The sequence below is a fragment of the Myceligenerans cantabricum genome, assembly GCF_054777735.1.
Genome location: NZ_BAAHAJ010000005.1, coordinates 135551 through 155716 on the forward strand (window position 1 = coordinate 135551; position 20166 = coordinate 155716).

The window sequence follows — 20166 nt, forward strand, 5'->3', positions numbered from 1 at the left end:
ACGGGCCCGCTGGGTCCCTGGTCGGTCGCGGTGGCGGCGCCGGGCTTTGTAGGTTGGGGCGCGTGCTTCGCCCCCAGAGCTCCGACCTCCCGATACTGTCGATTCGCCGCCGCCCGCACCCGCGCGACCCGGAGGCAGGGCAGGGCCTGACCGAGTATGTCGGCATCGTCGGCGTCATCCTGCTGATCGTGCTCCTGGTCGTCGCTGCGGCGACCCCGGTCGGGGCCGACGTCGGCCGGCAGCTCGTGTGCGCGGTGCAGTCGATCGGCGACTCCGAGGGGTACCAGGAGTGTGTCGAGGGCTCCGATCCCGGCGGGCAGGACCGTCCCGGCGGAGGCCCAGGCTCTGACGACGACGGTCCCGACGGTCCGTGCGAGGAGACCGTCACGACCGACGTCGTCCCCGTCACCGTGGGCGACGACGACAAGACGCCCGCGGTGATCCAGATCGACTGCGTGTGGTACCCCGTGCCGGAGAGCTGCGTCGACGACGACGTCCGCGACCTGTTCGGCGACGAGGAGGAGGTCTACGAGCGCGAGGAGCTCGAAGACCTCGCCGGCTGCATCACCACCGGCTGGGGCGAGCCGAGCGACGACCCGGACGACGAGGACTGCAACAGGACCAAGCCGTCCAGCGAGGAGATCAGCCTCGACCCGCCGCAGGTCCGGATCGGCTGCAAGTGGTTGCCGGTGCCCGAGGACGTGTGCGACACCGAGTGGGAGCTGTACAAGGACGCCGAGCCCGGACGGGACCGGGCGGCGGCCGCCGGAATCCTGGACCAGTGCGTCACCGAGGCGTACGACAACATGGAGCCGGACTGCTACATCCAGATCAACACCCACTCCGAGGAGCAGTCCGGCAAGTTCCTCTTCTTCAAGTTCAGCTCCTCCCAGGGCGTGCTGATCGAGGAGCTCGGCGACGGGCGGGTCCGCGTCCACCGGCTGAAGGGCGACAGCCTCGGTTTCGGCGCCTCCGCCGACGAGATCTTCGGGTCCCCGATCTCCTTCGGCGTCTCCGCGCTGGAGGGGGACGTCGAGGACACCACGTACGAGTTCGTCAACCGGCAGGACGCCCAGGACTGGATCGACTGGAAGGAGAAGGAGGGCTCGATGGAGGACGCCCGGGACTCGGCCTGCGGCACCCGCATGGGCGCCCGCTGCCCCGAGGCCAACACGAACTACGACGAGTTCATGGAGGACGAGCCCGACCACCACATCGTGACCGAGGCCGACGCCGAGACGAAGACGATCACCTTCGAAGGCGGGATCTCCGGGGACAACGGCACCCTGGGCGGCGGCATCGAGGGCGGGTACGAGGGCGAGGTGATGGTCGAGGACCGCCACTGGGACAACGGCCTGTACGAGGTGAGCTACACCTCCACGGACATCGGCGGGTTCCTCATCGGGGGCTCCCTCGGCGGCGGCAAGTCCTTCGGCAAGGGCAACAAGTCCGGCGGCGGCTCGGGCGGCGGCAGCGTCGGGGCCGGCGCCGAGTGGAAGGGCTCGACGAAGACGACGGTGTACTTCGACGCGGCGGGCGATGTGGTCCAGATCTACATCACGATCGACGAGCAGGCCTTGACCCACCTCTACAACGCCGGGATCGACGTCGAGGCCGAGCTCCCCTACGGGTTCACGGCCGGTGGCGGCTACACCCGGACGGAGAGCGAGGGGAACTCGACGGTCCAGGAGTTCATCCTCGATTTCAACCAGTACGAGGGCCTGCGGGACACGTTCCAACCGATGGTCGACGAGCTCTTCCCGCGCGACGAGAACGGCGAGCTCATCAAGGGCGACATCGAGATCCACGAGAAGGACTCCGCGGACGACGAGATCGAGGAAGCGCTCAGGGACCACGGCAACGTCCGCGAGCTCACCTACGACGACACCAAGGTCGAGGAGGGCGGCGAGATCAACCTCGGGTGGCAGGGCATCGACCTGTTCAGCGCCGAGTGGACGACGGTCGACGAGGAGCGGGTCCTGAAGGAGTCCTCCTTCGAGATCACCGACGTGAACGGCGACAAGCGCGTCATCAAGCCCGCCCCGCGATGCAAGCACGAGGAGTTCGTGCCGGACGACGACTACTACACCGACGGCAAGGAGAAGACGGGCGCCGGCGGCGACGAGGGCAACCCGCTGTACGACGAGGACGACGGCGACAGCCCCTACCCGGGCACCGACTTCCACGGCGACGTCCCCGGTGGCCGCGGGGAGAAGAGCAAGTCGCTGGTGAACGAGTACCGCAAGGCCTTCCCGGACAAGAACATCATCGTCTACCACCGGGACATCGACCTGGACTTCGCGCCCGACGTGAAGGGGAGGCAGTACCTCGCCGAGGTGGACGGCTTCTACGTGGTCGGCCTCGACTCCGGCAAGGTGACCCGCAAGGGTGACGGCGGGTACATCAACTGGTCCTTCAACGGCAACTACTCCCGGCCGGGCGACGAGGTGGTCCGGTTCGAGTCGCTCGTCGAGGAGGAGGAAGAGGACGACACGTTCTTGGACGAGTAGGCGGGTGGTCCGAGCGTGACGCCCGCCCGGGTGAGATCAGCAGGAGAATCGAAGGGATCGTCCATGTCCATGTCCTACCGCAGCACGACGACCACGGTGGCGGCCGCCGCGCTGCTGCTTGCCGGATGCACGGGCGGGCCCGACGACGAGCAGGACTCCGCCCCTCCGGCGGCGCCAGGCACGGTCACGGTCGTCACCCACGGCTCCTTCCCCCTCGACGAGGGTCTGCTGGAGCGGTTCGAGCAGCAGTCCGGGCTCACGGTCGAGGTGAACGCCGCGGACGATCCGGGCGCTCTCGCGGGCCGGCTCGTCCAGGCCGGCGACACACCGCCCGGAGACGTCGTGCTCGGTGTCGACAACACGCTGGCGCCGCGCCTGGCCGGGGAGGGCGTGACCGAGGTCAACTACCTGTGGCCGATCGGCACGGCCGACGTCTGCGTCAACGCGGACACCTCCTGGTTCACCGAGCAGGGCCTCCCCGTTCCCCGGAGCCTCGACGACCTGGTCAGCCCGCGGTACCAGGGCCTGCTGGTGGTGCCGGACCCGGCGACCTCACCGCTCGGTCTCGCGTTCCTGCTGGCCGTGGTGGACGAGTACGGCGACGTCGGGATGGGCGGCTACCTGACCGGTCTCCGGGAGAACGACGTCAAGACCGCCTCCTCCTGGGAGGACGCCTACACGGACGACTTCAGCGGTGCGGAGGGCGACGGCGACCGTCCGCTGGTCGTCTCTTACTCGACGTCGCCGGCGGGCACGGCCGGGCAGGACGGCAAGCCCACCACCGCCGCCGTGCTGGAGACCTGCTTCCGGCACGAGGAGTACGCCGGGCTCCTGGCCGGGGCGGCGAACCGGGACGGCGGCAAGGACCTCCTGGAGTTCCTCGTGTCGGACGCGGTCCAGCAGAACCTTCCGGCGTCGATGTCCCTGTACCCGGCGGACGCCGGCGCGCGCCCGCCCGAGGAGTTCCGGCCGCTGCCGCGGCCCGAGGACCCGCACGAGCTCGATCCGGAGGAGCTCACCGAGCACCGCGAGCCGTCGATCGAGGCGTGGCACTCGATCATGGACGGCTGAGGGCGGCCGTCACGCGCGGCTGAGGCCGGGGCGATCCTCGGGACGGGCCGGGACAGTCCTCCCGGGGTCCCCGAGGTCGTCACACCGTCCGGTTGGCCACCGCCGCCGCGAACTCGGTCAGCGCGTCCTTGACCGGGCCCGCCGGGAGCGGAGCCAGCTCGTCCGCCGCCTCCTGCGCCCAGGTGCGCGCCAGCTCCTGGGTCTCGGCCAGGACGTCGTGCTCGCGGAGGCGACGCACGACGTCGGCCAGCGCCTCGTCCGAGGTCAGATCGCCCTCCAGCGCGGCCAGCAGCGCCACGTCGCCCGGTGCGCCGTCGGCCTCGACCCGCTTGCGCAGCAGGAGTGCCGGCATCGTCGGGACGTGCTCGCGCAGGTCGGTGCCGGGAGTCTTGCCGGAGGTGGCGCCGTCGGAGGCGATGTCGAGCACGTCGTCGGCGAGCTGGAAGGCGACGCCCACCCGCTCGCCGTACGCGTCCACGGCCTCCACCTGGTCCGCCGGCGCGCCGCCGAACATCGCACCCAGCCGGGCCGACGTCGCCAGCAGACTCGCCGTCTTGTCGCTCAGCACCTGCAGGTAGTGCGAGACCGGGTCCTCGTCCTGGTTCGGGCCGGTGGTCTCGTGGAGCTGGCCGAGGCACATCCGCTCGAACGTCTTCGACTGGATGATCACCGCCTCCGGCCCGAGCTCCGCGACGCGCTGCGACGCGCGCGCGAACAGCATGTCCCCCACGAGGATCGCCACCGAGTTGCCCCATACGGAGTGCACCGACGGGGCCCCGCGCCGCACCGGGGCGGAGTCCATGACGTCGTCGTGGTAGAGCGAGGCGACCTGCGTCAGCTCGACGACGATCGCCGCGTCGACCAGCTCGGGCCGTGTCCCGTCGCCGAGCGCGCCGCAGAGCAGCGTCAGCAGCGGCCGGAACCGCTTGCCACCGGCGACGACGAGATGGCGGGCGACGTCGTCGGCCAGGGCGTCGGCCTGCGCGACGGCGTCGGCCAGCGCCTGGTCCACCTCGGCGAGCCGGTCCGCGAGCCGGCTCGCCAGCTCGGTGTCCTGCACGGGGAAGCCCAGCGCCGCGGCGGCTGCAGCCAGGTCGGTCCGGGCCGCCGCGGTGGCGTCGGTCTCATGGGGTGCAGAAGTCACGGGACGAACTTACTTCGTACCGGCCCGGTTCCGTGAACCGGGCCGGTGCACGGGCGTGGTGGAGTCGCCCACACCGGCACACCGGCGTGATCCGCGACGACAGCACCCGCCCGCGCGATACCCGATGTCACGGGATGTACCGCGTGGCCTGCTCGGCCAGGTCGAGCACCGGCGCGGGGAACAGCCCGAGCGCCAGCGTCGCCAGCGCGCACAGCGCGATCGCGACGGCAGCGGGCCCGCGCGAGCCGACGACGACGGCGTCCGCCGCCTCGGCCTCGGTGACCTCCTCGACCTGCCGCCCGAACACGGTGGCGGTGGCGACCCCGCCCGGGGCGGCAGCCGCCTCGGACCCGCCGTCCTGACGGTCGACCGCGGTCGTCGGCGCGCCGCCCGGGGAGCCGGCCCCGGCCTGCGCGCTGTCCGAGGCCTCGCCCTCGGCGGCCTCCGCGGCAACGTGGTCCGCGTTCGACGGGGTCATGACCATGACGACGATCACCCGGACGTAGAACGCCACCGCGACGACCGACGCCAGGACGCCCACCACCGCGAGCCACCAGAAGCCGGCCGCCACCGCCGCGGAGAACACACCGAACTTCGCCACGAACCCGGCCGTCAGCGGGATGCCCGCCATCGACAGCAGGAACAGCGAGAACGCGGCCGTGAGCCACGGAGCCCGGCGGCCCAGCCCGCGCCAGGCGGTCAGGTCGGTGGCCTCGCCCAGGACCACGCCGTCGGCGGACCGCTCCCGCACCAGCGAGACGACGCCGAACGCACCGACCGTCGCCACGCCGTAGGCCAGCAGGTAGAACAGGATGCCCTGGATGGTCTCGCCCGCGAAGACGTTGCCCCCGGCGGTCTGGCTCCCGGAGACGACGGCGCCGCCGTCGACCAGCGTCGCGAACCCCACCGCACCGGTCACGATGAACCCGGCGTGCGCGATCGACGAGTACGCCAGCAGGCGCTTCACGTCGGTCTGCACGGCGCCCACCACGGTGCCCACGGCCATCGTCAGCACAGCGATCACGACCACCGCGAGCTGGAGCTGCTCCAGCACCTGGGGCGGCATGCCGAAGCCCGCACGCCACAGCACCTGCACCAGCGCCACCGCGGCCGCGGCCTTCGTGGCGGCGGCCATGAAACCGGTGATCGGCGTGGGCGCGCCGGTGTAGACGTCGGGGGTCCACGAGTGGAACGGCACCGCGCCCACCTTGAACAGCAGGCCGACGACGACGAGCACGACGCCGGTCAGGTACAGCGTCGACATCCCGTCGGGCAGCGCGCCCGACTGCGCGAGCGTCTGCTGCGCCGCGCTCGAGACCGCCGTGAGCCGCACCGTCCCGCCGAACCCGTAGATCAGCGCCACGCCGAAGATGAACAGCGCCGACGCGAACGCACCCAGCAGGAAGTACTTCGCCGCGGCCTCCTGGGACAGGAGCCGACGACGGCGTGCCGTCGCGCACAGCACGTACAGCGGCAGCGACAGCACCTCGAGCGCGATGAACATGACGATCAGGTCGTCCGTCGAGGCGAAGAGCATCATGCCGCCGGCCGCGAAGAGCAGCAGGGGGTAGATCTCCGTCTGCCGCAGGTCCGCGGTACGGGCCAGGTCCTCGTAGTGCGTCCCCGGCACCGCGGCGGCGGTCGGGGCGAAGGCGTCCTCGCCGGTCGACGTGCGGTCGGCGACGACGAGCACGCCCAGGAACGCGAGGATGACGATGATCCCCTGCGCCCCGAGCGCGAACGGCGTGAGCATCAGCGTGCCGCCCAGCACCTGCGGGTTGAGCACCACGTCGGCCTCGGACGTCGCCGTGAGGGTCTGCTGCATCATCCCCCACAGCACGCCGACGGCGACCACCGCCCCGACGAGCGCCGCGAGGGTGAGCGCGATCTGGGTGACACGGCGGGCCCGGTCCGGCACGAAGGCCTCGACCAGCACGCCGACCACGCCGGTGCCCAGCACGATCAGCAGCGGAGCCAGCGCGACCCACTCGACCTCGGGGGCGACGAACTCGGTGATATCAGGCATCACTCATTCCCTTCCGCAACGTCGGCGCCGGTGTCGTCCGCACCCGCCGCGTCGTCGTCGGCCGCGCCGTCGTCCACGGCCTCGACGACGGCGACCGTCTCGGTCGCGGGCGCGTCGACGTAGTCCAGCGCGAGCTGCGGCACGAGGCCGAGCGCGAGCAGACCGAGCACGAGCGGCGCGGCGACGAGCCGCTCCCGGGCACCGATGTCGGGCAGCTTCTCCAGGCCCTCGGCGACGTCGCCGGTGAAGATCTTCTGGTAGGTGAGCAGGATGTAGACCGCGGCGAGCACGACGCCGGGCACGGCGGCCAGCGCCCACCCGGGGGTGTCGCCGTAGGCGCCGATGAGCACCATGATCTCGGAGACGAACGTCGCCAGGCCGGGCAGCGAGAGCGTCGCGAGCCCGGCCACCAGGAACGTCCCCGCGAGCACCGGCGTGACCGTGCGCAGGCCGCTGTAGTCGGTGATGACCTGGGACCTGGCGGGGTGGCGCGAGACGAGGAACCCGGCGGTGAGGAACAGGGCGCCGGTCGCCAGCCCGTGGTTCAGCATCATGAACGCCGAACCGGCCGTGCCGAGCTCCGTGAACGTGAAGATGCCCAGGATGATGAAGCCGAAGTGGCTCACCGAGGTCCAGCCCACGAGCCGCAGCAGGTCGGTCTGCCCGATCGCCGCGATCGCGCCGTACAGCACCGAGATCACCGCGAGGCCGATCACCAGCGGAGCGGCCCAGCGGGACGCCTCCGGGAAGAGCGGCAGGCAGAGGGTCAGCATCCCGAAGGTGCCGATCTTGTCCAGCACGCAGATCAGCAGCGTGGACGTGCCGGGCGTGGCGTTGCCGGCGACGTCGGGCAGCCAGGTGTGCACCGGGACCATCGGCGCCTTGATCGCGAACGCGATGAAGAACCCGAAGAACAGCATCCGGCCGACCACCGGGTCGAGCCCCAGGCCCGTGAGGTTCGCGGTGAGGAACGCGTCCTCGGGCCGCAGCCCCGTCTCGGGGTCCACCGGCACCTGGAAGTACAGCGCGATCACGGCGGCCAGCATGATGAGCCCGCCCGCGAGCGAGAACATCAGGAACTTCACGGCGGCCTTGCGGCGCTCCGGCCCCTGCCCGAACCCGCCGATGAGGAAGTACGCGGGGATGAGCACGGCCTCGAACAGCACGTAGAAGAGGAACACGTCGCGCGCCGCGAAGACCGCGACCATGAGCGCCTCGAGGATCAGCACGAGCGCGACGTACCGGCGCAGGTGCAGCCCGTTCTCGCCCTGCTCGCGCCAGGCGGCGGCCAGCACCAGCGGCACCAGCACCACGGCGAGCGCGACGAGGAGCAGGCTCACGCCGTCGACCCCGAGCGCGTACGAGGCCCCGATCTGCGGGATCCACGCATGGGTCTCGGCCAGCTGGTACTCGGCGGCGGTCGCCGTGTCGAACTCGAGGAACGCGCCGACCAGCAGCACCACCTCGACGAGCGCGGCGGTGAGCGCCGTCGTCTTGGCCAGGCCCGCGCCGCCGGCGGTGTCACGCCGCCCGCGCACGAGCCCGGGCAGCCACACGGCCGCGGCCGCGGCCAGTGGGAAGACCACCAGGGCGGTCAGCCAGGGAAAGGTCATCTCGATGTCTCCTTACGCTCCGGCCGACTGCCCGACGGTCGCGACCAGCACGACCACCACGGCGATGATCAGCACGCCTGCCGCCATGGAGGCGGCGTACGCACGCACGTACCCGGTCTGCGCCTTGCGCAGCCAGGCGCCGACCGCGGCGACGCCGCCGGCCAGCGCGCCCCAGCCCCGGTCGACCACGCCCTTGTCCCCGGTGACGAGCACGGCGGCGACGCCCTGGCCCGGCCGCAGCACGAGCGCCTCGTTGGTCTCGTCCTGGTACAGGTCCCGGCGGGCCGCGCGAGTCAGGAACGACCCGTGCGGCGCCTCGGCCGGCACGTCGCGCCGGTACATCGCGTACCCGGCGACGGCCCCGAGGACGACGACGGCGATCGTCGCCGCCATCAGGACGGCGACCGGCAGCACCGGCTCGTGGTGCTCCGCGTGGCCCACGGACGGCTCCAGCCAGGTGCTGAAGACGTCGCCGAACGCGAGCACCCCGCCCAGCGCGATCGAACCGACCGCCAGGATCACCTGCGGCCACACCATCAGCGCCGGTGACTCGTGCGGGTGGTACTCCGGCTCCGTCCAGCGCGGGCGGCCCCAGAACGTCATCGTCATGAGGCGGGTCATGTAGAACGCCGTGACACCCGCACCGATCAGCGCGGCGCTGCCGAACGCCCACGGCTGCCAGCCCTCACCGACGAACGCCGTCTCGATGATCTTGTCCTTGCTCCAGAACCCGGAGAAGGGCGGGATGCCGAGGATCGCGAGCCAGCCGAACACCATCGACCACGCGGTCAGCGGCATGACACGGCTCAGCGCGCCGAAGCCGCGCATGTTCACCTCGTCGTTCATGCCGTGCATCACCGAGCCGGCGCCGAGGAACAGCCCCGCCTTGAAGAAGCCGTGCGTGAGCAGGTGGAAGATCGCGAACGTGGCGCCGACCGGGCCGAGCCCGGCGGCCAGCATCATGTACCCGATCTGCGACATCGTGGAGGCGGCCAGCGCCTTCTTGATGTCGTCCTTGGCGCAGCCGACGACCGCCCCGAACACCAGGGTCACGGTCCCGACGATCACCACGACGAGCTGCGCGGTGGGCGCGGCGTCGAGGATCGGTCCGGAACGCACCAGCAGGTAGACGCCGGCGGTGACCATGGTGGCGGCGTGGATGAGGGCGGAGACCGGCGTCGGGCCGGCCATCGCGTCGCCCAGCCACGCCTGCAGCGGGAACTGGGCGGACTTGCCGCACGCGGCCAGCAGCAGCGCCAGCCCGATCGCGGTCGCCGTGCCCTGGTCGAGCGTGCTCACCGCGCCGGTGGCCTCGACGAGGCCTTCGCCCGCGCCCGCGGCGCCGGCGTCGAACAGCGTGCCGAAGTCCAGGGCACCGGTGTGCGAGAACAGCAGCGCCATGGCGGCGATGAGCCCCATGTCGCCCACGCGGTTCATCACGAACGCCTTCTTCGCGGCCACCGCGTTGGGGCGCTTGTGGTCCCAGAACCCGATGAGCAGGTACGACGCCAGCCCGACGCCCTCCCAGCCGACGAACAGCAGCAGGTAGGAGTCCGCGAGCACCAGCAGCAGCATGGCCGCGACGAACAGGTTGAGGTAGGCGAAGAACCGGCGCCGGTGCTGGTCGTGCGCCATGTACTCCACGGAGTAGAAGTGGATGAGCGTGCCCACGACGGTCACCAGCATGACGAACGTCATGGACAGCGGGTCGAGCCGCAGCCCGAGGTCCACGTCCAGGCCACCCGCGGACAGCCAGGTCCACAGGTGGTGGTCGGCGACCCGCTCCGCGGGCTCCGTGCCGATCATGCGGAACAGCAGCAAGCCGCCCAGCAGCGCCGAGGCGCTGGAGGCGAGCACGCCGATCCAGTGCCCCCAGCGGTCCAGCGAACGGCCGCCGAGCAGCAGGATCGCCGCGCCGACGAGGGGGAAGCCCACCAGCCAGGGGGCGAACCCGATCACGTCTGTCATCTCTTGGTCCCTCCCTCAGCCCTTGAGCAGGTTGACGTCGTCGACCGAGGCCGAGCGGCGGGTACGGAAGATCGTCACGATGATCGCCAGGCCCACCACGACCTCCGCGGCGGCCACGACCATGACGAAGAATGCGAGCACCTGACCGGTGAGGTCGCCGTGGATCCGGGCGAACGTCACGAAGGCGAGGTTGGTCGCGTTGAGCATGAGCTCCACGCCCATGAAGACCACGATCGCGTTGCGGCGCAGCAGCACCGTCGTCGCGCCGATCGCGAAGAGGATGCACGCCAGGACGGCGTAGTTGGTGACATCCATCAGGCGTCCTCCTCACCGTGGGTCGAGGTGGCCGGTCCGGTGGCCGGTCCGGTCGAGATCTTGCTGCCGGCGGCGGAGGTCACGACCTCGCCCGACTCGGCGGACCCGCCCTCCGCGACCACCGAGATCGCCGGCGCGGACCGCTCCTGGCCCCGGATGCGCAGCACCCGCGAGACCGAGTGCTCCAGCGGCCGCCCGTCCGGGCCGAGCGCCGGGGTGTCCATCGCGTTGGACTGCGCGTACACGCCGGGGGCGGGCAGCGGGGTGAGCGTGCCGCCGTCGGCCAGGGCCCGGACGCGCTGCTCGGCGACATACCGCTGGGTCTGCTTGGGCTCGAGCCGACGCCGGTGGGTCAGCATGAGCGCACCCATCGCGGCGGTGACCAGCAGCACGCCGACCGTCTCCATGGCGAGCACGTAGTCGCCGAACAGGATCCGCGCGAGACCGACCGGGTTGGCCACCTGGTCCTCCGTGATCGGGGGCCCGGCCTGGAACGTGGCCTGCGAGACCACGCCGACCAGCACGATCGCCAGCCCGAGGCCGAGCAGCAGCCCGATCCAGCGCTGGCCGCGGATGGTCTCGGTGAGGGAGTCGGACGCGTCGACGCCGACCAGCATCAGCACGAACAGGAACAGCATCATCACGGCGCCCGTGTACACGACCACCTGCACGACGCCGAGGAACGGCGCGTTCGAGGCGATGTACATGATGGCGAGGCTCACCATGACGAACACGATGCAGAGCGCGGCGTGCACCGCGCGCTTGACGAACAGCAGCCCCAGCGCGGCGATCACCATGAGCGGCGCGAGCGCCCAGAAGAGGAACGCCTCACCGCCCGAGGTGGTCAGCCCCATCTCGTCGGGGGTCATCGCTTCACCCCCGCCACGGTGTCGGTCCCGGCGGGCCGCGCCGCGGGTGCCCGGACCGAGCCGACGGCGGCGGCTCCGGCAGCCTTCTCGGCGTCGCCGGGCCCGGCGTCCGGCCGCAGCTCGTGCTGCCGGAACGTCGGTGCGGGCTGCTTGCCGGTGGCGACCGCCTCGGCGGCGTCCAGGGTCTCGTCGTCCGGCCGGTACTCGCGGACCCAGTCGACCTGGCCCTGCGTCGCCCCGAGGACGTCGCCCTGGTAGTACTCCGTGTCGGTGGTGCCCTCGGCCATGGGGTGCGGCGCGGCCAGCATGCCCTCGCTCATCGGGGCCAGCAGGTCCTGCTTCTCGTAGATCATCCCCTCGCGCGTGTTCCCGGCGAGCTCGTAGTCGTTCGACATCGTCAGGGCGCGGGTCGGACAGGCTTCGATGCACAGTCCGCAGAAGATGCAGCGCAGATAGTTGATCTGGTAGACGCGCCCGTACCGCTCGCCGGGGCTCATGTGGGCCCCCGACGGCGAGTCGGCGTCGAGCGTGCCCGGTGCGGCGTCCGCGTTCTCGGGCAGGTCCGCGTTGGACGCGCCCTCCACATAGATCGCGTCTGCCGGGCAGGCCCAGGCGCACAGCTCGCAGCCGATGCACTTCTCCAGCCCGTCGGCGTACCGGTTGAGCTGGTGACGGCCGTGGAACCGGCCTTGCGGCGCGACCTTCTTGCGCGGGTAGTCCTCGGTCACCTGGGGCTTGAACATCGAGGCGAACGTCACCCCGAAGCCCGCGACAGGGGCGAGGAACTCTCCCAGACCGTTGGCCTGGGGACGTAGCGGCTGGTAGCCGGGATCATCGGTCATCGCCGGCGACCTCCTTTCCGAACCGCTCGGAGGCGGGGAGCTTCTGGCCGGGCAGCGGCGGTACCGGGTAGCCCTCGGCGAACGCGTCGATGGTCTCGGTCTCCTTCGGCTCGGCACGACGCCGCTTCTCCGGCCAGAACAGCATCGGGAGCAGCACCAGCACGACCACACCGGCCGCGAGGAAGAAGAACGTCGAACGGGGCAGGTCGGCGACGGTGAGCGCCCACTGCACGCCACCCAGCACCACGACCCAGCCGAGGGCGACCGGGATGAGCACCTTCCAGCCGAAGACCATGAACTGGTCGTAGCGCAGGCGCAGCAGCGTGCCGCGCACCCACACGAAGAAGAACATGACCGCCCAGACCTTCACGAGGAACCAGACGATGGGCAGCCAGCCCTCGTTGAGGAACCCGCCCAGGAAGTCGTCCGGGACCGGCGCGCGCCATCCGCCCAGGAAGAGCGTCACGGCCACGGCCGAGACGTTCAGCATGTTGATGTACTCGGCCAGGAAGAACCAGGCGAACTTCATCGACGAGTACTCGGTCATGTAGCCGGACACGAGCTCGCCCTCGGCCTCGGGGAGGTCGAACGGGAGCCGGTTCGTCTCGCCCACCATCGAGATGACGTAGATGACGAACGCCGGCGCCAGCGGGATGAACCACCAGATCTGCGCCTGGCTGTTCACGATCTGCGACGTCGACATCGACCCTGCCATGATGAACACGCTGACCAGGCTCAGCCCCATGGCGAGCTCGTAGCTGATCACCTGCGCCGTGGAACGCACCGCACCGAGCAGCGGGTACGTCGACCCGGACGACCAGCCGCCGAGCACGATGCCGTACACGCCGACGCTCGCCGCGGCGAGGATGTACAGCACCGCGACGGGGAAGTCGGTGAGCTGCGCCGGCGTGGTGAAGTCCGTGAACGGGATGGTCACGCTGGGCCCGAACGGGATCACCGCGAACACCAGCAGCGAGGCCGACACCGAGAGCATCGGCGCCAGCAGGTAGACGACCCGGTCCGCCCGCGTGACGTTGATGTCCTCCTTGAGGAGCAGCTTCATCGCGTCGGCCAGCGACTGCAGCAGGCCCTTCGGTCCGTGCCAGTTCGGGCCGGGCCGCAGCTGCATCTTCGCCACGACCTTGCGCTCGAACCAGATCGCGAACAGCACCGACGTCAGCAGGAAGACGACGATCAGCACCGCCTTGATCACGGACGCGAGAACCGGCTCGGTCGAGAAGTCGGCGGCCACACCGTCTCCGGCCGCGAGGATCACCCCGTTCATCGCTCCTCCTTCCCGAGTCGCCCGGCTCCGTCGTCCTCGGCTCCTTCGTCGCCCGCGGGCGACGTCGCCACGTCTCCGGCGGCCGGAGACCGGTGGCCCTGGTCCGCCGGTGTCTCGACGTGCCGGACCCGGACGACGTCGCCCGGGGTCGCGCCGAGCGTGTCGTGCACGCGGGAGCCGGCACTCGCCAGCGGGAGCCACACGACGCCGTCGACCATGCCGGCGGTCACCGCTACCGGCAGCGTGACCGCGCCGCGGTCGGTGGCGACCTCGGCGCGGCCGTCGTCGGACAGCCCGAGGCCGGCGGCCGTGGACGCCGAGACGCGGACGACCGGCCGCTTGGCCGTGCCCGCGAGGAAGCGTTCGCCGTCCTGGCCCCGCGCGTCGTCGAGCAGCATCCGCCACGACGCGAGGACCGCGGTCCCGGCGGCGGGCCTGCCGCGCGACCCACCGGACCCGGGCGCGGTGCCGCCGTCGTCGCCGGCCGGCGACGCGCCGTCCTCCGTCGCCGCGGTACCGGGAGCGTCCGCGCGCTCGCCCGTCCAGGCGCCCAGCGCCGCGACGGCGAGGTGCGCCTCGGCGGGTGTCCCGGCCCCGAGGTCGCTGCCCATCCGGGCGGCGAGGGCGTGCAGGGCGCGGTGGTCGGGCAGCGCCGTCGAGTCCAGCGCGGCGCCGAAGGACCGCACGCGGCCCTCCCAGTTCCAGTAGGAACCGGCGCGCTCGACGGGCGGAGCGACCGGCAGCACGACGTCGGCCAGCTCGGTCACCTCGGAGCGCCGCACCTCCAGCGAGACGACGAACCCGGCGGCCGCCAGAGCCTTGCGGGCGTGCTCCGGATCGGGCAGGTCGGCGAGCTCCACGCCGCCGACGACCGCGCCGGACAGGTGCCCGACGCTGAGCGCGTCGATGATGCCGTGCGTGTCCAGACCGGGCTCGGCGGGGAGGCGCGAGGAGCCGGGCGTCCCGGCGGCGGTCTCCGCCGTCGCGTCACCCTCCGCGGCCTCACCTTCCTGAGCGGCCGCCGTCACGGCGCCCGCGGCGGAGGACAGGCCCCATGCCTCGGCGACCTGTGCGCGGGCCGTCCCGTCCGTGACCGGGCGGCCGCCCGGCAGCAGGTTCGGCAGCAGGCCGGCCTCGACGCCGCCGCGCTCACCGGCGCGGCGCGGGATCCAGGCGAGCCGCGCGCCCGCGGACCGGGCGAGCGACAGTGCCGCGGAGTAGGCGCCGGGCGACGCGGCGAGGCGTTCGCCGACCAGGATGATCGCGCCCTCCTCCCGCAGCGCGGCAGCGGCCGACGGCGTGGCGTCACCGATGGCCGTCGTCGGCGGCGGACCGTCCACGACGACGTCGCGGAGCGCCACGAGCTGCGCGGCCTCCGCGCCCGGGACTGCCGGAAGCAGCGTGCCGGAGAGCTTGGTCAGGCCGCGCGAGGCGTAGGGCGCGACGCCGAACACCTTCGTGCCGCGCTTCGCGACCCCCTTGCGGAGCCGCAGGAACGTGACCCCGGCCTCCTCCTCGGCCTCCAGGCCGACCAGCAGCACGGCGGGCGCCTTCTCGACGTCCGCGAACGTGACGCCGACGCCCGTGCCCGCCACCGCGTGGGCCAGGAACCCGGCCTCCTCGTCGGAGTGGGCGCGGACGCGCTGGTCGACGTCGTTGGTGCCGAGCACCTGCCGTGCGAAGCGGGACCAGGCGTAGGCGTCCTCGACGGTGAGGCGGCCGCCGGGCAGCAGGCCGACGCCACCCGCGGCGCGCGCCCCGGCCAGCCCGTGGGCGGCGATCTCCAGGGCCTCGGCCCAGGAGGCGGTGCGCAGGTCGCCGGGCACGCCGTCGGCGTCCAGGTCGCGGACCAGCGGGGTGGTCAGCCGGTCCGAGGCGGACTGCCAGGTGAACGCGAAGCGGTCCTTGTCGGTGATCCACTCCTCGTTGACCACGTCGTCCTCGCCGGACAGCCGGCGCATCACCTGGCCGCGGCGGTGGTCGATCCGGATCGCCGACCCGCACGAGTCGTGCTCGGCGATGGAGGCCACGCTCACGAGGTCGAACGGCCGCGACCGGAACCGGTACGAGGACCCGGTCAGCGCCCCCACCGGACAGATCTGCACGGTGTTCCCGGAGAAGTAGGAGGAGAACCCCTGCCCGCTGACATCGGTCTCGGCACCCGGCCGCACCGCGGCCGTCTCTCCGCCGGCCAGCGTGCCGGTCCGGAGGTCAGCCTCCGCGGCGGTGACCGCCGTCGTGGCGGTGCTGTCCCGGCCGTCGGAGCCCGCCGGTGCGGCGGCCTCCGCGTCACCGCAGCCGCAGCCGCCGTCGCCGCAGCCCGGGGACTCGAAGCCCAGGATCTTCTCGTCGAAGCGCCCGATCTGCTGGTGGGCGCCCCGGTCCTGGAGCGCGATGAACGCGTCGCCCGCGATCTCGTCGCTGAACCGGGTGCAGCGCTGGCACAGCACGCAGCGCTCCCGGTCCAGCAGGATCTGCGAGCTCAGCGACACCGGCTTGGGGAACGTCCGCTTGACGTCCTCGAACCGTGAGTCGGACCGGCCGTGGCTCATCGCCTGGTTCTGCAGCGGGCACTCGCCGCCCTTGTCGCACACCGGGCAGTCCAGCGGGTGGTTCATGAGCAGCAGCTCCATGACCCCCTGCTGCGCCTTGTCGGCGACCGGGGACGTAACCTGCGTCTTGACGATCATGCCCGGCATGACCGTCATCGTGCAGGACGCCTGCGGCTTCGGCATGGGCCGCACGTTGCCCTCGCGGTCCGGCATCGCGACCTCGACGAGGCACTGCCGGCACGCGCCCGCGGGCGCGAGCAGCGGATGGTCGCAGAACCGCGGGATCTCGATCCCGAGCTGCTCCGCCGCACGGATGATCAGCGTGCCCTCGGGCACCTGCGACTCGATCCCGTCGATGGTGAGAGTCACCATCTTCGGCCCGGTCACCTCGCCCTCGGGCTTCGATGTGGTGACGGTCATCAGTGGCCTCCCGCGCCGGCGCCGACGAGCTGCTCGGAATCGGCCGTGGCGCCCGGCCTCGTCGTTCTCGGGGTGTACGGGAAGAGCGCCGACGCCGACGGGTCGAACGGGCAGCCGTGCCCGTCGATGTGCGCCTGGTACTCCTCCCGGAAGAACTGGATGCTCGACGTGATCGGCGACGTCGCGCCGTCGCCCAGCGCGCAGAACGAGCGGCCCAGGACGTTGTCGCACAGGTCGAGCAGCAGGTCGATGTCCTGGTCCTGGCCCTGGCCGGCCTCGATGCGGTGCAGCACCTGCTTGAGCCAGTAGGTGCCCTCGCGGCACGGCGTGCACTTGCCGCACGACTCGTGCGCGTAGAAGTCGGTCCACCGGCTCACCGCGCGGACCACGCACACCGACTCGTCGAAGAGCTGCAGCGCGCGCGTCCCGAGCATCGACCCGGCCGCGCCCACCGACTCGTAGTCCAGCGGGGTGTCCAGGTGCTCCTCGGTGAACAGCGGCGTCGACGACCCGCCGGGCGTCCAGAACTTCAGCGCCTTCCCGCCCCGCATCCCGCCGGCCTGGTCGAGCAGCTCGCGCAGCGTGATGCCGAGCGGCGCCTCGTACTGACCAGGCGTCGTGACGTGGCCGGACAGCGAGAACAGGCCGTGACCGGTCGACTTCTCCGTGCCCATGCCCTTGAACCAGTCGACGCCGCGCGACACGATCCCCGGCACGCTCGCCACCGTCTCGACGTTGTTCACCACGGTCGGCCGCGCGTACAGGCCCGCCACCGCGGGGAACGGCGGCTTGAGCCGCGGCTGGCCGCGCAGTCCCTCGAGGGAGTCGAGCAGCGCCGTCTCCTCCCCGCAGATGTAGGCGCCCGCGCCCGCGTGCACCGTGACCTCCAGGTCGAACCCGGAGCCCAGGATGTCCGTGCCGACGTACCCGACGCGACGCGCCTCGGCCACGGCCTCCAGGAGCCGCCGGTACACGTGCAGCACCTCTCCGCGCACGTAGATGAAGGCGTGGTTGCAGCCGATCGCGTACGACGTGATGATCACGCCCTCGATCAGGTGCTGCGGGCTCGCCATCATCAGCGGGATGTCCTTGCAGGTACCCGGCTCGGACTCGTCCGCGTTCACGACCAGGTACCGCGGGCCGCCATCGTCCGGGGGCAGGAAGCCCCACTTCATGCCGGCGGGGAACCCCGCGCCGCCACGACCGCGCAGGCCGGAGTCCTTGACTGCCTGCACGAGGTCGCCCGGCTCCATCTCCAGGGCCTTCTTCAGCCCGTCGTACCCGCCGTGCTTCTCGTAGGTGGACAGCCGCCACGACCGTGGCGCGTCCCAGGTGTCCGTCAGCACGGGAACCAGCTCGGTCATCGCGCGTCCTCCCCCGGCTTCTTGTCCTTGCCGACCTCGGCGTCCGACGGCGTCGCCGTCCCGCGCTCCGCGCTCGAACCCGCTTCGCCCGGGAAGGGCCCGCCCGGCACGCCGGACGACGCCTCCGCGCTGCGGGACGACGTCTCGCCGCGCTCACGGACGAGCCGCAGCCCGGCGAGCGTCGCGTCGCCCGCGCCCTCGCCCTCGTGCGCACGGCCGTCGGGGAACCCGGCCAGCACCCGGCTCATCTGCTTGAACGAGCAGACGCTGTCCGCCCCGCGGGTCGGTGCCACGTCCGCGCCCGCCCGCAGCCGCTCCGTCACCGCGGTGGCGGACTCCGGCGTCTGGTTGTCGAAGAACTCCCAGTTGACCATCATCACGGGCGCGTAGTCGCAGGCCGCGTTGCACTCGACCTTCTCCAGCGTGATCGCGCCGTCGTCCGTGGTCTCGTCGTGCCCCACCCCGAGACGCTCGCTGAGCACGTCGAAGATCTCGTCGCCGCCCATCACCGCGCACAGCGTGTTGGTGCACACGCCCACCGTGTAGGTGCCGTTCGGCTTGCGCTTGTACTGCGTGTAGAACGTCGCGACGGCGCTCACCTCGGCGGCGGTGATCCCGAGCCGCTCGGCGCAGAACAGGATCCCGTCGCGGCTCACGTACCCGTCCACCGACTGCACCAGGTGCAGCATCGGCAGCAGGCCGGAGCGTGGGTCGGGGTAGCGCGCCATGATCTCGGCGGCGTCGGCTCGCAAGGACGCCAGGGTCTCGCCGTCGTAGGACGCCCTGGTCTCCACCGGTTCGGCCGTCATCGGTCCACACCTCCCAGCACGGGGTCCAGGGACGCGACGGCGACGACGACGTCGGCCACCTGGCCGCCCTCGCACATCACCGACGTGGCCTGGAGGTTGTTGAACGAGGGATCGCGGAAGTGCGCGCGGTAGGGGCGGGTGCCGCCGTCGGACACGACGTGCACCCCCAGCTCGCCGCGCGGGTGCTCCACGCTCTGGAACGCCTGGCCGGCGGGGACCGGGAAGCCCTCGGTGACCAGCTTGAAGTGGTGGATCAGGGCCTCCATGGAGGTGCCCATGATCTTGCGGATGTGCTCCAGCGAGTTGCCCTGGCCGTCGGAGCCGATGGCGAGCTGGGCGGGCCAGGCGATCTTCTTGTCGGCCACCATGACCGGCTCGCCCGCGCTCGCGTCGAGCCGGTCCAGCGCCTGCTCGATGATCCGCAGCGACTGGTAGCACTCCTCGATCCGCAGCACGACCCGGTCGTAGGCGTCCGCGTTCTGCGAGACCGGCACGTCGAAGTCGTACGTCTCGTAGCCGCAGTACGGTGCCGCCTTGCGCACGTCGTACGGCAGGCCCGTGGAGCGCAGCACCGGCCCGGTCACGCCGAGCGCCATGCAGCCGGCCAGGTTGAGGGCGCCGACGTCGGTCAGCCGCGACCGGAAGATCGGGTTGGCGAGCATCAGGTCGCCCAGGTCCTTGAGGTATCCGCGGACCTTGGGCAGCACGTCGCGCGTCTGCGCGGTGAAGTCGCCGGGCACGTCCAGCGCGACGCCGCCCGGCCGGATGTACGCGTGGTTCATCCGCAGGCCGGTAGCCGCCTCGAACAGGCGCAGGATCTCCTCGCGTGCGGTGAAGCCGATGGTCATCACCGTGGTGGCGCCCATCTCGTTGCCGCCCGTGCCGAGGCACACCAGGTGCGACGTGATCCGGTTGAGCTCCATCATCAGCACGCGGATCACCGAGGCGCGCTCGGGGACGTCGTCGGTGATGCCGAGCAGCCGCTCCGTGGCGAGGCAGAACCCCGCCTCCTGGAAGAACGGCGCCACGTAGTCCATGCGCGTGCAGAACGTGGGCCCCTGCGACCAGGTGCGGAACTCCATGTTCTTCTCGATGCCGGTGTGCAGGTAGCCGATGCCGGCCCGGGCCTCGGTCACGGTCTCGCCGTCGATCTCCAGCATGAGCCGGAGCACACCGTGCGTGGACGGGTGCTGCGGGCCCATGTTGACGACGATGCGTTCCTCGCCGATGGCCTCGCGGGCGATCTCGTCCCAGTCACCGTCGCCGTAGGCCTCGAAACCGCGGACGGCACGTGCCGTCTCGTCGTCGATCGGCCGGGTCGCGCGCGCCTGGCCGGGACGGCCGGAGCCGTCCGGTCCGCCCGCGGACCGGGCACGGT

14 protein-coding genes are annotated in these 20166 nt (G+C 71.7%); 2 read left to right on the forward strand and 12 right to left on the reverse strand.

Annotation, left to right across the window (positions count from 1 at the left end; genetic code table 11):
* Window positions 1–62: 62 nt before the first annotated feature.
* Together ACYU96_RS05500 and ACYU96_RS05505 are read left to right on the forward strand one after the other, a co-directional pair.
* Window positions 63–2510 carry a hypothetical protein gene (locus tag ACYU96_RS05500; RefSeq protein ID WP_460749985.1) on the forward strand — a complete coding sequence of 816 codons (2448 nt, stop codon included), beginning with the start codon at window positions 63–65 and terminating at the stop codon, window positions 2508–2510.
* 63 nt (window positions 2511–2573) lie between these two features.
* The gene (locus ACYU96_RS05505) at window positions 2574–3581 is read left to right on the forward strand and encodes a thiamine ABC transporter substrate-binding protein (protein ID WP_460749988.1); all 1008 of its coding nucleotides are present in this window, start codon (window positions 2574–2576) and stop codon (window positions 3579–3581) included.
* A 79-nt stretch (window positions 3582–3660) separates the two neighbouring features.
* Here the strand turns inward: ACYU96_RS05505 and ACYU96_RS05510 are convergent, their stop codons facing one another.
* The 12 genes from ACYU96_RS05510 to ACYU96_RS05565 form a co-directional block, all read right to left on the reverse strand.
* Entirely contained in the window at window positions 3661–4674 is a 1014-nt protein-coding gene (locus ACYU96_RS05510) for a polyprenyl synthetase family protein (RefSeq protein WP_460750584.1), read from the reverse strand.
* 178 nt (window positions 4675–4852) lie between these two features.
* Complete coding sequence (gene nuoN / locus ACYU96_RS05515) at window positions 4853–6751, reverse strand: NADH-quinone oxidoreductase subunit NuoN (RefSeq protein ID WP_460749991.1); 1899 nt, start codon at window positions 6749–6751, stop codon at window positions 4853–4855.
* Window positions 6751–8364: an NADH-quinone oxidoreductase subunit M gene (locus tag ACYU96_RS05520; RefSeq protein WP_460749993.1), complete on the reverse strand. Its 1614-nt coding sequence runs from the start codon at window positions 8362–8364 to the stop codon at window positions 6751–6753. Before ACYU96_RS05520 ends, nuoN begins: the two co-directional genes overlap by 1 nt.
* 12 nt (window positions 8365–8376) lie before the next feature.
* On the reverse strand, window positions 8377–10332 hold the full coding sequence (gene nuoL / locus ACYU96_RS05525) for an NADH-quinone oxidoreductase subunit L (protein WP_460749995.1): 1956 nt from the start codon (window positions 10330–10332) through the stop codon (window positions 8377–8379).
* 15 nt (window positions 10333–10347) lie between these two features.
* Complete coding sequence (nuoK, locus tag ACYU96_RS05530) at window positions 10348–10647, reverse strand: NADH-quinone oxidoreductase subunit NuoK (RefSeq protein WP_460749998.1); 300 nt, start codon at window positions 10645–10647, stop codon at window positions 10348–10350.
* On the reverse strand, window positions 10647–11516 hold the full coding sequence (locus ACYU96_RS05535; RefSeq protein ID WP_460750000.1) for an NADH-quinone oxidoreductase subunit J: 870 nt from the start codon (window positions 11514–11516) through the stop codon (window positions 10647–10649). The genes nuoK and ACYU96_RS05535 overlap by 1 nt, the downstream gene beginning before the upstream one ends.
* Window positions 11513–12358, reverse strand: coding sequence for an NADH-quinone oxidoreductase subunit NuoI (gene nuoI / locus ACYU96_RS05540; protein ID WP_460750003.1), 846 nt, complete (start codon window positions 12356–12358; stop codon window positions 11513–11515). The genes ACYU96_RS05535 and nuoI overlap by 4 nt, the downstream gene beginning before the upstream one ends.
* Window positions 12348–13643, reverse strand: a complete 1296-nt coding sequence (gene nuoH, locus ACYU96_RS05545) for an NADH-quinone oxidoreductase subunit NuoH (protein ID WP_460750006.1) — start codon at window positions 13641–13643, stop codon at window positions 12348–12350. Before nuoH ends, nuoI begins: the two co-directional genes overlap by 11 nt.
* The gene (locus tag ACYU96_RS05550; protein WP_460750009.1) at window positions 13640–16615 is read right to left on the reverse strand and encodes an NADH-quinone oxidoreductase subunit G; all 2976 of its coding nucleotides are present in this window, start codon (window positions 16613–16615) and stop codon (window positions 13640–13642) included. Before ACYU96_RS05550 ends, nuoH begins: the two co-directional genes overlap by 4 nt.
* On the reverse strand, window positions 16615–17979 hold the full coding sequence (nuoF, locus tag ACYU96_RS05555) for an NADH-quinone oxidoreductase subunit NuoF (protein WP_460750011.1): 1365 nt from the start codon (window positions 17977–17979) through the stop codon (window positions 16615–16617). Before nuoF ends, ACYU96_RS05550 begins: the two co-directional genes overlap by 1 nt.
* On the reverse strand, window positions 17976–18788 hold the full coding sequence (gene nuoE / locus ACYU96_RS05560) for an NADH-quinone oxidoreductase subunit NuoE (protein ID WP_460750014.1): 813 nt from the start codon (window positions 18786–18788) through the stop codon (window positions 17976–17978). Before nuoE ends, nuoF begins: the two co-directional genes overlap by 4 nt.
* The gene (locus ACYU96_RS05565) at window positions 18785–20098 is read right to left on the reverse strand and encodes an NADH-quinone oxidoreductase subunit D (RefSeq protein WP_460750587.1); all 1314 of its coding nucleotides are present in this window, start codon (window positions 20096–20098) and stop codon (window positions 18785–18787) included. Before ACYU96_RS05565 ends, nuoE begins: the two co-directional genes overlap by 4 nt.
* Window positions 20099–20166: the final 68 nt, after the last annotated feature.